The sequence below is a fragment of the Streptomyces virginiae genome (assembly GCF_040638905.1).
Lineage (GTDB): Bacteria > Actinomycetota > Actinomycetes > Streptomycetales > Streptomycetaceae > Streptomyces > Streptomyces virginiae_B.
The window spans coordinates 174,329-189,877 of sequence record NZ_JBEZYV010000004.1 but is presented as its reverse complement, the minus strand read 5'-3'; the positions used below and the strand labels follow the sequence as shown (position 1 = coordinate 189,877).

The following is a 15,549-nucleotide window of genomic DNA, read 5'->3' as shown; positions in this document are numbered from 1 at the left end:
CTCCTCAGCGCAGTCGGAGAGCCTTCATGACCTTGAGGCTGCGGGTCATGAACGCCGCGTACTTCTCGTCGTCCATGCCCAGCGAGGGCGCCATCGGGACCAGCCGCTGGTGGGCGACGGTCTGGGCCTCGGTGTACTTGAGGATGCCCTCGGAGCCGTGGCGGCGGCCGAGGCCGGAGTCCTTCATGCCGCCCATGGGGGCCTGGGCGCTGCCGTAGGCGGGGGCGTAGCCCTCGTTGATGTTGACGGTGCCGGTGCGCAGGCGGGCGGCGACGGAGTGGCCGCGGCGGGCGTCCTTGGTCCAGACGCTGGAGTTGAGGCCGTAGGCGGTGGCGTTGGCCTCCGCGATCGCCTGCTCCTCGTCGGTGAAGCGGTAGATGGAGACGACCGGGCCGAAGGTCTCCTCGCCGCACACCGCCATGGGGGCCTCGACTCCGTCGAGGATGGTGGGCTCGTAGAAGAGCGGCCCGATGTCGGGGCGGGCGGTGCCGCCGGCGACGAGGGTGGCGCCCTTGGCGACGGCCTCGTCCACGTGCCGGGTCACGGTCTCCAGCTGGCGCTCGCCGACGAGCGAGCCCATGTCGGCGCCGTAGGCGAGGGAGGCGCCGAGCCGCATGGCCTTGGTGCGGGCGGCGAACCGCTCGACGAAGGCGTCTGCGATCGAGGCGTGGACGTAGAGCCGCTCGATGGAGATGCACAGCTGGCCGGCGGAGGAGAAGCAGGCGCGGACGGCGCCCGCGGCGGCCTTCTCGATGTCGGCGTCGTGCAGGACGAGCATGGCGTTCTTGCCGCCGAGTTCGAGGGAGACCCCGACGAGGCGGTCGGCGGCGCCCCGGGCGACCTCGCGGCCGGTGCGGGTGGAGCCGGTGAAGGAGACGTAGTCGGCGTGGCGGACCACCTCGGGGCCGACGACGGGGCCCTCGCCGAGGACGATCTGGAAGACCTCGGCGGGCAGCCCGGCCTCGATCAGCAGGTCGCGGGCCCACAGGGCGGTCAGCGCGGTCTCGGTGTCGGGCTTCATGACGAGCGCGTTGCCGGCGACGAAGGCCGGCAGGGCGTCGCCGACCGACAGTTCCAGGGGGTAGTTCCAGGGGGCGATCTGGCCGACGACCCCGCGCGGCTGGCGCAGCTCGGTCACCTTCGTGAGGGTGGGCATCGCACCCGTGTGGCCCTTGGGGCGCAGGTACGAGGGCGCCCTGCGGCCGTAATGGCGGGCGGACACGGCGACGGCCTGGACCTCCTCGTGGGCGTGCAGGCGGGCCTTGCCGGTCTCCAGCTGGATCAGGTCGAGGACCTCGGCCTGCCGGGCCAGGACCAGGTCGTGGAAGCGGAGCAGGACGGCGGCCCGCTTGCGTACGGGGACGGCTGCCCAAGCGGGCTGCGCGGCGCGGGCCCGGTCGAAGGCCTCGGCGACGTCCTCGGGGGTGGCCTCGGGGAGCTCCGCCAGCCGGTCCCCGGTGAAGGGGGTGTGGTTGGCGGTGCGGCCGGAGCCGATCACTCCGCGGGTCAGCCGGGCGACCAGGTCGGGGGTCACCACGTCGGCGGCGGTGCGGGCACCGGCCGGGGCCGGGGCGACCGGGTTGGTGGGCTGCGGTGCGGTCCGGAGGGGGGCGGCTGGGGCCTGCGAGTCCGTCATGCCGGTGAGCGTATTGCGCCCGGCACCCTTTGGGTACCCGCCGGTAACCGGATTTTCCCTTTTCCGCCAGCGATCGCTGGCAGGATGCCCGGATCGGTGCCGATCAGGACTTCTTGGCGGGCGGCTCCCAGCCGCTGAGCACGACGTCGAACTGCTGCTCGGTCGTGGCCCAGTCGGCGACCGGGCTCGACATGTAGATCGCGTACTCCGTGCCGTCCGGGGCGATGTACATCTGCTCCTTGGCCCGCCGCGGGCCGGGGTGGGTCTGCTTCTCCGTCCAGCTGAAGTCCCAGAGCGCGGCCCGGGTGCTGTCCCGGAAGGTGTTCTGGTTCAGCCGCACCTTCTTGTAGTCGGTCCGCTTCGCCACCTGCTGCTCCAGGTCGAGGAGGTGCGCGAGCGGGTCCCTGTAGTCCGGGGTGGGATCGGAGGCGATCCGGATGAAGTGCTTGCCGTCGTCCGGGGTGTAGTCGATCTGGTCGCCGTTCGCCTTGCGGGTCCAGCCCTCCGGGACGAACAGCGTGAACCCGGCGAGCGGGTCGACCACCTTGTCGTATCCGGCCGGCGGGGTCGCCGGCTGTGGCTTTCCCTCGTCGCCGGACTGGCCGCCCGTCGAGCTCGTGACCCTGTCCTGGCCGCCGTCCGTCCCCGATTCCCCGGTGTACTTGAGGATCCCGAAGACACCGCCGCCGCCGAGCAGCGCGGCCACCAGGGCCACCACCGCGGCGCGCTTGATCCAGCCGCCGTCCCGGTCGGCGGGCACGGGCGCGGGCACCGTCCCGGACACTGCCGACTCCGGCAGTGGCGCCGTCTGCGCGATCTCCTCGTGCGGGGCCGGCTCCTCGGGCCGCTCCTGCGCCGGGGCGAGCTCCTCCGAGGTGACCGCCCGCGTCGGCACGTACGCGTGCGCCGCCTTCGGCTCGCGGCCCTCCATCGCCTCCAGCAGCATCCGCTCGGCCTCCTCCGCCGAGGGCCGCTCCGTCGGATCCTTGCGCAGCAGGGACGTGATCACCGGCCCCAGCGCCCCGGCCTGCCGCAGCGCCGGCGGCTCGTCGTTGACCACGGCCTGCAGGCTGGAGATGGGGGACGTACGGCGGAACGGGGAGCGCGCCTCGACCGCCGTGTAGAGGGTGGCGCCCAGCGACCACAGGTCCGAGGACGGGTCGGGGATGCCGCCGGTGACCCGCTCGGGCGCCAGATAGTCGATGGAGCCCACGATCTCACCGGTGCGCGTGATGGACGAGTCGCCCTCGATCGCGGCGATCCCGAAGTCCGTGAGCAGCACCCGGCCGTCCTTGGCGAGCAGCACGTTCCCCGGCTTCACGTCCCGGTGCAGCACGCCGACCGCATGCGCGGCGCGCAGCGCGCCCAGTACGTGCAGCCCGATCCGGGCCGCCTCGCGCGGCTCGATCCGTCCGGCCGCCTTGGCCGCGTCCGCCAGGGAGGGACCGTCGATGTACTCCATGACGATCCACGGCCGGTCGTCGTGCTCCAGCACGTCGTGGACGGTGACCACCGCCGGGTGCTGGATGCGGGCCGCGGCCCGCGCCTCCTTCTGCGTCCGGGCGTGCATGACGTCCCGGTCGGCCTGGGCGACGTACAGACCCGCCGTCAGTTCCTTGACCGCGACGGTCCTGTGGAGCAGCTCGTCATGCGCGCGCCACACCTTTCCCATACCGCCCCGGCCGATCGGCTCGACGAGCCTGTACCGGCCCGCCAGCACGGCGCCCCCACCAGTCTGCTGTTCCACGAAATCCCGCCGCTCTCTGCACTTCAGGCCAGATTACGGAGCCCACGGGGGCTGTCGGAACCGCCCGGGCGCCGAAAGACGGCACTGTGACGCAATCGCCGTACTGATCAGTCGTCAATATCCGCTCATCCCCCCGCCTTGTAACTCGCCGTGGCCTTCTCGAAGACTTCGGTGACCTTGGTCTGTTCGTCCTCCGGACCGGTCACCAGGACGACGTGGTAACTGCCGCCCAGCGCGACGACGAAGTTGCGGGCGAAGACGTTGCGCCCGGTCCCGTCGATCCACGTGTAGCGTCCCGTGGCCCGCAGTTGCTGTCCGACCCTGGTGGTCTTCACGTCCCCGACGGTCGACCAGGTGGAGGTCCGGTACGGCGTCAGCTCCGGCTCCTTGTCCTTCTGGTACGCCGCCGGGTCTGGATTTCCCTCGACCTTGTCCCGGCCGGGCACCACGGTCAGCACGAACGCCCCGCCGGTGTACCGCACCTGGCCCGCCTCGTTGATGCCGCGGCGCTCCCAACCCTCGGGGACGGCGATCTCGAAGTGCTCCGGGTCCTGCTGGGTGGTGTAGCCGGGCGGGGCGGGCGCAGGCGCGGCCTGCGACGCCGCCGGCCCGGTCGTCTGCGGCGCGGGCCTGGACTCGGGCGTACCGGAAGGCACCTGGGAGGGGCTCGGCCGCGACGAGGCGTGCGCGGTGGCCTCCCCGGGGCCGTCCGGTTCCTGCGGGACACCGGCGCGGGGCATGAACAGCATCGCGTACGCGACGGCTCCGGCGAGGAGGACCAGGATGCCGACGAGCAGGGTCCGGCCGAGCGCGCGCGGCTTGCGGGCGGCCGTGGGGTTGCGGTGCCGGCCGTGGACCTCGCCGCGGCGGCGTACGACGGGCAGCCGCGCGGGATCCGGGTCGGGCATCGGGAGTGCGCCGAGCCCGGCGTCCGGCTCGGGAGCGGACCGTACGAGCGAGCGCAGCCAGCCCCGCAGCTCCTCGAAGTCGGGCCGCTCGGTGGGGTCCTGACGCAGCAGGGACTCCACGACGGGGCGGAGCGCGCCGCACTCCTCGGCGAAGGCGGGGGGCTCGGCGCAGACCATCTCGACGAGCTCGGCGACGCTGTCCTCCGGGTACGGGGCGTGCCCCTGCACGGCGCGGTAGAGCAGCGCGCCGAGCGCCCAGAGGTCGGTGGCGGGCCCGACGGGCGCCGCCAGCTGCCAGTGCCCGTGCACGGGGCCGGCCTGCTCGGGGGCCCACCGCTCGGTGACCGCGCCGACCATGGCCATGCGCGTGTGCCGGGCCCGCTCGGCGTCGAGCCCGGTCCAGGAGGCCGCCTGCGGGGAGTGCTGCGGGGCCGGTTCCGGGGTGGGGGCCGGGGTCGGGAGCGGGAAGGGCCCGCCGGGCGCCGGGCGCCCCGGGTTCTCGGCCTGGCGGTAGCCCTGCGGCAGCGCGAGCTGCGCGGGCAGGGCGGGCGCGGTCGGCGGATCGGCCCGGCTCCAGGCCGACGGGGCCGGGGCGGGCGAGCGCCGGGCCGCCGGCTCCGGCTCGGGCCCCGGCGCGGGTACGGGTCCGGGTCCGGGCTCGCGCTCGGACTGCGGCTCGCGTTCCTGCTCCGGCTGCGGCAGGGCCGGGAGGCGCGGGGTCGCGCCGTGCCAGGCGCCGCCGACCCGGGCCTGCGCTTCCCCGCCGTACGGGTACGCGTACCCCTGCGGGAGGGTCGATCCCTCGGGCCTGCGCCCGGGCGTGGCGCCGGACCCCGGCCCCGCCTCGATCGCGGCAGCGGCACCGCTCCCGCCGGCGGCTTCGGCCTTGCGCTGCTCGGTGACCCGGGCGGCCGCCGCCCGCGCCCCCGCCCGGTACGCGGCGATGACCCCGGCGCGCGCGGCGGCCTGGAGGTCGGGCCCGTCCTGCGGCCGGCCGGGGGTGATGTGATCGGTGTACCGCGGCCCGGTGTCGTAGCCGGGGGCCACGAGCGGCGCGTACCCGCCGTCGCTCGGCGCGCCGGACCCGGCGGGCGGGGGAACCGGAGGAGCCGGAACCGCGGGGGGCGGTACGGGAGCCGGTGACGGGGCGGGGGTGGGGCCCGCACCCCAGCGCTCGTCGGGGCCGGAGTCATCGGTGCGGGGGACGGGGTCGTATCCGCAGAGGGCCTCCTCCGCGGCGCCGGCCGCCAGTCCCGTCAGGACGACCCGGCCGTCCTCGCACACCAACACCGTTCGGACGGTGATGTTCCGGTGGGTCCAGCCGTGCGCGTGCAGCACCCGCAGCGCGGTGAGCACGTCCGACGCCACCTCAGCCGCCCGGTAGGGGCTCAGGGGTTCGTCGGCGATCAGTGCGGCCAGCGGCCTGGCCGGGACGAGTTCGCTCACTATCCACAGCGACTCGCCCTCGGCGAACACGTCGAAGACCTGGTCCAGCCGGGGGTGGTCGGGAATCGAGGCCGCGGCCTGCGCCGCCTCGATCGCGCGCCGCACGGCCGGCAGGTCGGCGGGGGCGCGGCGCGCCGCCGGGACGGCCAGGGCCCCGTCCACCAGCTCGGCGTCCACGACCTCCGGCAACGGCACCTGGCGGACCAGGACTTGCTGTCCGCTGCGCGTGTCGAAGGCCCGGGTCTCGACCAGCTCGTACTCGTCGGACGGCGGCAGCGGCAGGCGGTAGCGGCCGGCCAGGATCCGGCCCGCGTACTCCTCCACATCGCCTCCCCCGAGTGCGGTGGGCCCCCCAGGGCCCCGCTGACACGATACGTCGACAGGGGCGCCTGCGTCCCGGGGTCAGCCGAGAGGCCGGAAGGTCTCGAAGGCGACGTTGCGCATCTGGGTGCACTCGGGGCCGTCCCACTGGTCGGCGGGGCAGCTGATCATGATGGCGTAGCCGTGCGTGGCGTCGATCTTGAACCCGCGGTTGAGGACCCGGACCTTCATCCCGCCCTGCTCCCGCTCGAACTCCCAGTCCGCGACGGTCGGGTAGCCCCGGTACTCCGCCTTGTCTATGCGGATCTGCCGGTAGCCCTTGCTGCTGCCGCCCACGGCGGGGGCCAGCTTGACCCAGGCGAGGGCCGCGTCGTCACCCGGCTTGGAGGTGAAGTCCACCTGGATCCGCGGGAACCCGCCGTCGCGGCTGAATATGGCGCCGGAGTCGTCGCCCGCGGTGCCCGTCCGCTTGAACCCCTCGGGCATCGCCATAGAGAAGTGGAACCCGGGCTCCGTCACCATCGCGTATCCCGCGGGGAGTGCGCCGCCCGCTCCCCCGGTCGTGGCGCCCTGGCCCTGGCCCTGCCCCTGGCCCTGCCCCTGGCCGGCCGTCTGCTGCCCCTGGCCCTGGCCCTGGCCGCCCGCGCCCGCGTCGGTACCGGCGCCGGCGGTGCCGCCCGTACCCGTCTCCCCGGTGTTCCCCGACGGCTTCGGGGAGCCCTGGTCGGCGCCGCCCGGGGTCTGCGGGGCGGACGCGGCGGGGGTGGCCTTGCCGCCCTTGCCCTCGTCCTTGGCGTCCTTGTCGTCGCCGCTGAAGGCGTAGGCGATCAGCGAGCCGACCACCGCGAGGACCGCGATCACGGCGGCCACCGCGAGCGCGATGGTGCGACGCGGCATGACGTCCGTCAGCGGCGCGACGACGGAGGCGGGGCGGCTCTTCGGCGCTTCCGCGGCCGAGACGGCCGTCGCGGCCGCGGCGGCCGGGGCCGCCGTCTGCGCCTTGCGGGCGGCCTTCAGCGCGGCGCGGGCGCGCTCGCGCTGCTCCCGCTCGCGGCGCTCCCGCTCCTTCTTGGCCGCCTTCTCGGCGGCCTTCTCCGCAGTGGCCTTCTCCGCGGCCTGCCGGGCGTCAGCAAGCGATATCTGCCGGGTCTCCTCGGCTACGGCGGGCACGGGGGCCGGTACCGGTTCGGGCGCGGCGAGGACGGCGGTGAGCATCGCCCGGGCACGTCCCTCGTCGAGCCGGCGGGACGGGTCCTTGGCGAGCAGACCGTAGATGACCTCGGTGAGCGGGCCGGCGTTCTTCGGCGGGTCCACCGGCTCGGTCATCACCGCGGTGAGCGTGGCGAGCGCGGACCCCTTGTCGTAGGGGGGAACCCCCTCGACGGAGGCGTACAGGAGGCCGCCGAGCGACCACATGTCGGCGGGCGGGCCGGGCTTCTGGCCCCGGGCGCGCTCGGGCGAGATGTAGGAAGGGGCTCCGACGAGCATGCCGGTGGAGGTGACGGAGGGGTCCCCCTCGACCTGCGCGATGCCGAAGTCGGTGAGGACGACACGGCCGTTGCCGGCGATGAGCACGTTGGAGGGCTTGACGTCGCGGTGCAGGATGCCCTGCCCGTGCGCGGCGCGCAGGACGTCGAGCACGGCGAGGCCGACCTCGGCGGCGCGGTGCGGGGTGAGGGGGCCGTTCTCGCGGATGAACTCGGCGAGCGAGTGCCCCTCGATGAGCTCCATGACGATCCACGGGCGGGCGTCCTCGTCGACGACGTCGTAGACGGTGACGGCGCCGCCGCTGCGGATCCGGGCGATGGCCTTGGCCTCGCGGAGGGTGCGGGTGATGAGGCGGCGCTTCTCGTCCTCGTCGACCCCGCTGCTGAAGCGGAGCTCCTTGACGGCGACGGTGCGGCCCAGGGTCTCGTCCTGGGCCCGCCAGACGGTACCCATGCCGCCCTTGCCGAGCACCGAGTTCAGCCGGTACCGCCCGGCCAGCAGCCGGCCTTCGTCGCGTCCGCCACCGGCCGCCTTGGCGGCGGCGGCCTTCACGGCGGCGGCCATGGCATCGGCCTTCTCGACGACGGGATTGCCCCCGGTCGCCCCGACCGGCTTGACCGCCGGCTTCGCGTCCTCGGCGTCCGCCGCAGGCGCGGTCTTGCTCAGCTTCGGCTTCGACCCGTCAGGCGCAGCCTCGGGCTGCGCCGCAGGTGCGGGCTTGCCCGCCGCCGGCTTCGAGCCCGCGGGCCTCGCGTCTTCCGGCTCCGCCGCAGGCGCGGTCCTGCTCAGCTTCGGCTTCGACCCGTCAGGCTCCGCCGCAGCCGCAGAGGAGGGCTTCGGCCCATCAGGCCCGGTGTCGGCGGCAGTCCTTGCCGCAGGTACGGAAACATCCTCGGGCTTCGCCGCAGGCGACGCCGCAGAGGCGCCATCGTCAAGCTTCGCCGCAGGCGCCCCGGCAGGTGACTCGGTGTGCTCCGGCTTCGACATGCGTCCCCTCTGCGATCGTGCCGCTGCTCCGCCCGCCCCAGCGGCTGAGCGACCCGGCGGCCGGGGCCCACGGTAACCCGCCCCGGCAGAGCCATCATTGTTCCTCACTCCGCAACGGACGGACCCCCCGGGTCTGCGGTTCCGCCTTCCGCATCCCGGAGTTACAACGGAACGATGTCGGGCGCCCCCAGCCGGGCGGCGTCCGCCGTCTGGTCGTCCGGCTGCCGCTGCGATTCCCGTTCCGCCTGGACCCGCTTCTCGTAGTGCTCCACTTCCTTCTCGATCTGCTGTTTGTCCCAGCCCAGCACCGGCGCCATCAACTCCGCGCACTCCCGCGCCGACCGCGTCCCGCGGTCGAAGGTCTCGATCGAGATCCGCGTCCGCCGCGTCAGAACGTCGTCCAGGTGCCGCGCCCCCTCGTGGGAGGCGGCGTACACGACCTCCGCGCGCAGGTAGTCGTCCGCCCCGGTCAACGCCTTGCCCAGTTCCGGATCGGCGGCGACCAGTTCCAGCAGTTCCTCCGTCAGCGTCCCGTAGCGGTCCAAAAGGTGTTCCACCCGGACCACATGAAGGCCCGTCCGGGCCGCGATCCTCGCCCGCGCGTTCCACAGGGCCCGGTACCCCTCGGCCCCCACCAGCGGCACGTCCTCCGTCACACACGGCGCCACCCGCTGGTCCAGCCCGTGCACCGCCTCGTCGACCGCGTCCTTCGCCATGACCCGGTACGTCGTGTACTTGCCGCCGGCGACCACCACCAGCCCCGGCACCGGATGCGCCACCGTGTGTTCGCGCGACAGCTTGCTCGTCGCGTCCGACTCGCCGGCCAGCAGCGGCCGCAGGCCCGCGTACACGCCCTGGACGTCGTCCCGGGTCAGGGGCACCGCGAGCACCGAGTTGACGTGTTCCAGCACGTAGTCGATGTCGGCGCTGGACGCCGCCGGATGCGCCTTGTCCAGGTCCCAGTCGGTGTCCGTGGTCCCCACGATCCAGTGCCGCCCCCACGGGATGACGAACAGCACGGACTTCTCGGTCCGCAGGATCAGCCCCGTGGTCGAGTGGATGCGGTCCTTCGGCACGACCAGGTGGATGCCCTTGGAGGCCCGTACGTGGAACTGCCCGCGCTCCCCGATCAGCGCCTGGGTGTCGTCCGTCCACACCCCCGTGGCGTTCACGACCTGCTTCGCGCGGATGTCGTACTCGACACCGCCCTCCACGTCCCGCACGCGCGCGCCGACCACCCGTTCACCCTCGCGCAGGAACCCCACGACCCTCGCCCGGTTGGCGCAGTGCGCCCCGTACACCGCGGCCGTCCGCACGAGCGTGGTGACGTACCGCGCGTCGTCCATCTGGGCGTCGTAGTACTGGAGGGCGCCCACCAGGGCGTCCTTGCGCAGCGCCGGAGCCACCCGCAGCGCCCGGGTGCGCGACAGGTGCCGGTGCACCGGCAGTCCCCGTCCGTGGCCGCTGGAGACCGACATCGCGTCGTACATCGCGACGCCCGCGCCGGCGTAGAGCCGCTCCCAGCCCTTGTGCTGCAACGGGTACAGGAAGGGCACGGGCTTCACCAGGTGCGGGGCGAGGCGCTCCAGCAGCAGGCCGCGCTCCTTCAGCGCCTCGCGCACGAGGGCGAAGTCGAGCATCTCCAGGTACCGCAGGCCGCCGTGGATGAGCTTGCTCGATCGGCTGGAGGTGCCCGAGGCCCAGTCCCGCGCCTCCACCAGGCCGGTGGACAGGCCCCTGGTCACGGCGTCGAGCGCGGTGCCGGCGCCGACCACGCCCGCGCCCACGACCAGCACGTCCAGTTCCCGCTCGGCCATCCGGGTGAAGGCCACGGCTCGCTGCGCCGGCCCCAGTGTCGCTGTCCTCACGGCTGCCTCCCGTTGGTGCGGGTGATCCCGCTCACATGCCCCCGTTTCTCGATTCTGACTTCCCGCACCCACATCAGCCACCGCCTGTGGACAACACAACGGTGGCGTTCACCCCGGAATGCGACATATCGGTCATATATAAGCCTAGTCTGACATTGCGCCAGCTCCCCTGTCCTCGGAGGACTCGCGCGGCACCCCCTCACGCCAGGGAAGGGACGGCATCCCCATGCCCGCAGACCTCGCCGTCATCGGACTGGGCCATCTCGGCCTCCCGCTCGCGCAGGCGGCCGTCGCCGCCGGAATCGAGACGGTCGGCTACGACAGCGGTCCGGTCACGGACTCCACTCTCTCCGCTGCCGAGATCCGCCGCATGTCGGCGGCCGGCTTCCGGGTCACCACCAACCCCGCCGAGCTCGGCCGAGTCCGCACGGCCGTCATCTGCGCCCCCACCCGGCTCGGCGCCGACCGCGCGCTGGACCTCTCCGCCGTGGGCGGGGCGGGCCGCGCGCTCGCCGCGCGGCTGCGCCCGCACACCACGGTGATCCTCGAGTCCGCCGCCCACCCCGGCGTCACCGAGGACTACCTGCGGCCGATCCTGGAGGAGGGATCCGGACTCCGCGCCGGCCGGGACTTCCACCTGGCCTACTCCCCCAGCCGCCTCGACCCCGGCAACCGGACGCACGGCGTCTCCAACACCCCCAAGGTGATCGGAGGCCTCACCCCCGCCTGCACCGAGTCGGCGCACGCCTTCTACGCCCGCCTCACCGAGAAGGTCGTCCGCGCCCGCGGCCTGCGCGAGGCCGAGACCGTGCAGCTCCTCGAAACCAACTACCGCCACGTCAACATCGCCCTGATGAACGAGATGGCCGTGCTCTGCCACGACCTCGGCGTCGACCTGTGGGACGTCATCCGCTGCGCCGAGACCAAGCCGTACGGATTCCAGGCCTTCCGCCCCGGCCCCGGGGTCGGCGGCCACGGCGTCCCCCTCGACCCGAACTACCTCCCCCACACCACCCGCACCCCCGGCCACCCGCTGCGCATGGTCGGCCTGGCGCAGGAGATCAACAACCGGATGCCGCAGTACGTCATCCAGCGCTCCGCCACCCTGCTGAACGAGCACGGCAAGTCCGCCCGCGGGGCCCGCGTCCTGCTGCTCGGGGTCACGTACAAGCCCGACCTCGCCGACCAGGAGGGCTCCCCGGCCGGCGAGATCGCCAGCCGCCTCATCGACCTGGGGGCGCTGATCAGCTACCACGACCCGTACATCACGGGCTGGCGGGTCAGGGACCAGCCGGTCCCCCGCGCCGAGTCCCTGTACGAGGCCGCGGCCAACGCCGACCTCACGATCCTGCTCCAGCACCACCGCACCTACGACATGCAGGCCCTGGCGGTGAAGGCGCAGCTGCTCCTGGACACCCGCGGCGCCAGCCCGGTGGGCGCGGCCCACCGGCTCTGAGCACCGGGAAATCCCCCAGGCGACGTCCGACCGGCCTGCTAGCCTGCGGCGTCGCTTATCTCGCACTTATGCCCGAGGGCCACGTGTGCGCTCGGATCCCTGGGGGGAAATTTCCACATGAGCCAGAACTTCACGCCGCCCGCGCCCGACTCCTACTCCCCGGTCGCCGCCCCGGCCCCGGCCCGCGGCGGCAACGTCGGCCTGGCGATCCTCGCGGCGGCCGGTACCGCCGTGGTCGCGGGCGCCCTCTACGGCGCGATCATGAGCGCGATCGAATTCCAGATCGGCTACCTGGCCGCCGGCGTCGGCCTCGCGGTCGCCCTCGTCGCCGTCCGCCTCGGCGGCCGCAACCCCCTCCTCCCGGTCCTGAGCGCCGTGCTGACGCTCGCCGGCGTGTACGTCGGCTACCTCCTGGAGATGGCCCTCGCTGTGTCCGAGCACGAAGGGATCCCGGTCTCCGAACTGCTCACCAGCGAGCTCGTGAACCTCAACCAGCACTACGTGGACAACATCGACCCGATCTCGATCCTCTTCTACGCGATCGGCGCCTACGCCGCCTTCCAGGCGGCCCGCAAGTCCGCCGGCTGACGCACCGGCCGCCGACAGGGCGCTGGGCAGGCACGACGGGTCCGGCTGCGGCCGCGCATCCCGGTCGACGGGATCCGTCCCGGTCCATGATCCGTGCGACCCCGCTCATACCCCTCCCCGGTCGAGCCGGCCCCGTACCGGCCGACGATCGGCGCGCTCGCCCCGCTCGACGCCGGCGTTCCGGCCCTCCGTGGTCCGCATGCCGCCGCCGATCCGGACCACGCATGCCGAAGGGCCCGGCCCCCCGTTGCGGGGGCCGGGCCCTTCGGCATGAATCACCCGGGTTCAGCGGCGGTGCTGGGAGTCCGCGACGGTGACCTCGACGCGCTGGAACTCCTTGAGCTCGCTGTAGCCGGTGGTGGCCATCGAGCGGCGCAGCGCGCCGAAGATGTTCATCGAGCCGTCCGGGCTGTGCGAGGGACCGGTGAGGATCTCCTCGGTGGTGCCGACGGTGCCCAGGTCGACCTTCTTGCCGCGCGGCACGTCCTCGTGGACCGCCTCCATGCCCCAGTGGTTGCCCCGGCCCGGCGCGTCGGTCGCACGGGCCAGCGGGGAGCCGATCATCACCGCGTCGGCGCCGCAGGCGACGGCCTTCGGGATGTCGCCCGACCAGCCCACGCCGCCGTCGGCGATGACGTGCACGTAGCGGCCGCCGGACTCGTCCATGTAGTCGCGGCGGGCCGCGGCCACGTCCGCGACGGCGGTCGCCATCGGGACCTGGATGCCGAGCACGTTGCGGGTGGTGTGCGCGGCGCCGCCGCCGAAGCCGACCAGCACGCCCGCGGCGCCGGTGCGCATCAGGTGCAGGGCGGCGGTGTAGGTGGCGCAGCCGCCCACGATCACCGGTACGTCGAGCTCGTAGATGAACTGCTTGAGGTTCAGCGGCTCGGCGGCGCCCGAGACGTGCTCCGCGGAGACGGTGGTGCCACGGATCACGAAGATGTCCACGCCCGCGTCCACGACGGCCTTGGAGAACTCGGCGGTGCGCTGCGGGGACAGCGCGGCGGCGGTCACGACGCCCGAGTCGCGCACCTCCTTGATGCGCCGGCGGATCAGGTCCGCCTGGATCGGGGCGGAGTAGATCTCCTGGAGGCGGCGGGTCGCGGCCTGCTCGTCCAGCTCGGCGATCTCGTCGAGCAGCGGCTGCGGGTCCTCGTAGCGGGTCCACAGACCTTCGAGGTTCAGCACGCCGAGGCCGCCGAGCTCGCCGATGCGGATCGCGGTCTGCGGGGAGACGACCGAGTCCATGGGGGCGGCCAGGAAGGGGAGCTCGAAGCGGTACGCGTCGATCTGCCAGGCGATCGAGACCTCCTTCGGGTCCCGGGTCCGCCGGCTCGGGACGATGGCGATGTCGTCGAACGCGTACGCCCTGCGGCCGCGCTTGCCGCGCCCGATCTCGATCTCAGTCACGTGTGGTGGCCTTTCCTCTGGGTCTGCCCGTCCAGTATCCCCGAACCCCGGCGGGCCGCGTTCCGGCGACCGCTGTACGGACGCCATGCGAGAGGGGCGGGCCCGGTGATCCGGGCCCGCCCCTCCGCCTTGCGCCTGCTCAGCCCTTGCGGCTGTAGTTCGGGGCCTCGACGGTCATCTGGATGTCGTGCGGGTGGCTCTCCTTGAGGCCCGCCGACGTGATGCGCACGAAGCGGCCGTTCTCCTGGAGCTCCGGCACGGTGCGCCCGCCCACGTAGAACATCGACTGGCGCAGGCCGCCGACGAGCTGGTGGACGACCGCGGACAGCGGACCGCGGTAGGGCACCTGGCCCTCGATGCCCTCGGGGATGAGCTTGTCGTCGCCGCCCACGCCCTCCTGGAAGTAGCGGTCCTTGGAGAAGGAGCGCTGGTCGCCGCGGGACTGCATCGCGCCGAGCGAGCCCATGCCGCGGTAGGACTTGAACTGCTTGCCGTTGATGAAGAGCAGCTCGCCCGGGGACTCCTCGCAGCCGGCGAGCAGCGAGCCGAGCATCACCGTGTCGGCGCCCGCGACGAGGGCCTTCGCGATGTCGCCGGAGTACTGCAGGCCGCCGTCGCCGATGACCGGGACGCCGGCCGCCTTGGCGGCGAGCGCGGCCTCGTAGATCGCGGTGACCTGCGGGACGCCGATGCCGGCGACGACGCGGGTGGTGCAGATGGAGCCGGGGCCGACGCCGACCTTGATGCCGTCGCAGCCGGCGTCGATCAGCGCCTGGGCGCCGTCGCGGGTCGCGACGTTGCCGCCGATGACGTCGACCGTGGCGTTCGACTTGATCTTGGCGACCATGTCGCCGACCAGGCGGGAGTGACCGTGGGCGGTGTCGACGACGATGAAGTCGGCGCCCGCCTCGATCAGGGCCTGGGCACGCTCGTACGCGTCGCCCGCGACACCGACGGCCGCGCCGACGAGGAGGCGGCCGTCCTTGTCCTTGGCGGCGTTCGGGTACTTCTCGGCCTTGACGAAGTCCTTGACCGTGATGAGGCCCTTGAGGACGCCCCCGTCGTCGACCAGCGGAAGCTTCTCGATCTTGTGGCGGCGCAGCAGCTCCATGGCGTCCACGCCGGAGATGCCCACCTTGCCCGTGACCAGCGGCATCGGCGTCATGACCTCGCGCACCTGGCGGCTGCGGTCCGACTCGAAGGCCATGTCGCGGTTGGTGACGATGCCCAGGAGCTTGCCCGCGGGGTCGGTGACCGGCACGCCGGAGATGCGGAACTTCGCGCAGAGCTCGTCGGCCTCGCGCAGCGTCGCGTCCGGGTGCACCGTGATCGGGTCGGTGACCATGCCGGACTCGGAGCGCTTGACCAGGTCCACCTGGTTCGCCTGGTCGGCGATCGACAGGTTGCGGTGGAGCACGCCGACGCCGCCCTGGCGGGCCATCGCGATGGCCATGCGGGCCTCGGTGACCTTGTCCATGGCCGCGGACAGCAACGGGATGTTCACACGCACGTTGCGGGAGATGAGGGAAGAGGTGTCGATGTCGTTCGGCGCCATGTCCGACGCGCCCGGCAGCAGCAGCACGTCGTCGTAGGTCAGTCCGAGCGTCGCGAATTTGTCGGGCACTCCGTCGGCAGTCATGACACCTTCCCAAATGGTCTTGCTCAGCGCGGATGTCCATGCTAACGGGATCCCG

Annotated in this window: 9 protein-coding genes; 2 read left to right on the top strand and 7 right to left on the bottom strand. The window is 73.2% G+C overall.

Translation table 11 applies throughout. The features are described 5' to 3' along the window. Nucleotides 1-4 precede the first annotated feature (4 nt). The 5 genes from AB0F82_RS08770 to AB0F82_RS08750 all read right to left on the bottom strand — a co-directional run bounded on the left by AB0F82_RS08770 (nucleotide 5) and on the right by AB0F82_RS08750 (nucleotide 10,401). Nucleotides 5-1,636, bottom strand: coding sequence for a succinic semialdehyde dehydrogenase (locus AB0F82_RS08770; protein ID WP_356815755.1), 1,632 nt, complete (start codon nucleotides 1,634-1,636; stop codon nucleotides 5-7). Nucleotides 1,637-1,739: 103 nt separating this feature from the next. Beyond that, on the bottom strand, nucleotides 1,740-3,383 hold the full coding sequence (locus AB0F82_RS08765; protein ID WP_362625115.1) for a serine/threonine-protein kinase: 1,644 nt from the start codon (nucleotides 3,381-3,383) through the stop codon (nucleotides 1,740-1,742). Between the two features lie 125 nt (nucleotides 3,384-3,508). Then, on the bottom strand, nucleotides 3,509-6,061 hold the full coding sequence (locus AB0F82_RS08760; protein ID WP_362625113.1) for a protein kinase: 2,553 nt from the start codon (nucleotides 6,059-6,061) through the stop codon (nucleotides 3,509-3,511). A gap of 78 nt (nucleotides 6,062-6,139) precedes the next feature. Beyond that, on the bottom strand, nucleotides 6,140-8,110 hold the full coding sequence (locus AB0F82_RS08755; RefSeq protein ID WP_362625111.1) for a serine/threonine-protein kinase: 1,971 nt from the start codon (nucleotides 8,108-8,110) through the stop codon (nucleotides 6,140-6,142). A gap of 584 nt (nucleotides 8,111-8,694) precedes the next feature. After that, nucleotides 8,695-10,401, bottom strand: a complete 1,707-nt coding sequence (locus AB0F82_RS08750) for a glycerol-3-phosphate dehydrogenase/oxidase (RefSeq protein ID WP_362625109.1) — start codon at nucleotides 10,399-10,401, stop codon at nucleotides 8,695-8,697. A 226-nt stretch (nucleotides 10,402-10,627) separates the two neighbouring features. On the opposite strand from AB0F82_RS08750, the gene AB0F82_RS08745 reads away from it, so the two are divergent. Both AB0F82_RS08745 and AB0F82_RS08740 read left to right on the top strand, forming a co-directional pair. Next, complete coding sequence (locus AB0F82_RS08745) at nucleotides 10,628-11,857, top strand: nucleotide sugar dehydrogenase (protein WP_356811196.1); 1,230 nt, start codon at nucleotides 10,628-10,630, stop codon at nucleotides 11,855-11,857. 117 nt (nucleotides 11,858-11,974) lie between these two features. Beyond that, a complete protein-coding gene (locus AB0F82_RS08740) occupies nucleotides 11,975-12,445 on the top strand; it encodes a hypothetical protein (RefSeq protein WP_362625105.1) in 471 nt (156 codons plus the stop codon). A 285-nt stretch (nucleotides 12,446-12,730) separates the two neighbouring features. Here AB0F82_RS08740 and AB0F82_RS08735 read toward each other — a convergent pair whose 3' ends face one another. Both AB0F82_RS08735 and guaB read right to left on the bottom strand, forming a co-directional pair. Further along, nucleotides 12,731-13,855 carry a GuaB3 family IMP dehydrogenase-related protein gene (locus tag AB0F82_RS08735; protein WP_362625103.1) on the bottom strand — a complete coding sequence of 375 codons (1,125 nt, stop codon included), beginning with the start codon at nucleotides 13,853-13,855 and terminating at the stop codon, nucleotides 12,731-12,733. A 139-nt stretch (nucleotides 13,856-13,994) separates the two neighbouring features. After that, the gene (guaB, locus tag AB0F82_RS08730; protein ID WP_356811199.1) at nucleotides 13,995-15,494 is read right to left on the bottom strand and encodes an IMP dehydrogenase; all 1,500 of its coding nucleotides are present in this window, start codon (nucleotides 15,492-15,494) and stop codon (nucleotides 13,995-13,997) included. Nucleotides 15,495-15,549 lie beyond the last annotated feature (55 nt).

Coding starts and splice junctions, on each gene's coding strand:
- AB0F82_RS08755 (WP_362625111.1), bottom strand. CDS start 8,110: ATGGCCGCCGCCGTGAAGGCCGCCGCCGCCAAGGCGGCCGGTGGCGGA.
- AB0F82_RS08745 (WP_356811196.1), top strand. CDS start 10,628: ATGCCCGCAGACCTCGCCGTCATCGGACTGGGCCATCTCGGCCTCCCG.
- guaB (WP_356811199.1), bottom strand. CDS start 15,494: ATGACTGCCGACGGAGTGCCCGACAAATTCGCGACGCTCGGACTGACC.
- AB0F82_RS08770 (WP_356815755.1), bottom strand. CDS start 1,636: ATGACGGACTCGCAGGCCCCAGCCGCCCCCCTCCGGACCGCACCGCAG.
- AB0F82_RS08740 (WP_362625105.1), top strand. CDS start 11,975: ATGAGCCAGAACTTCACGCCGCCCGCGCCCGACTCCTACTCCCCGGTC.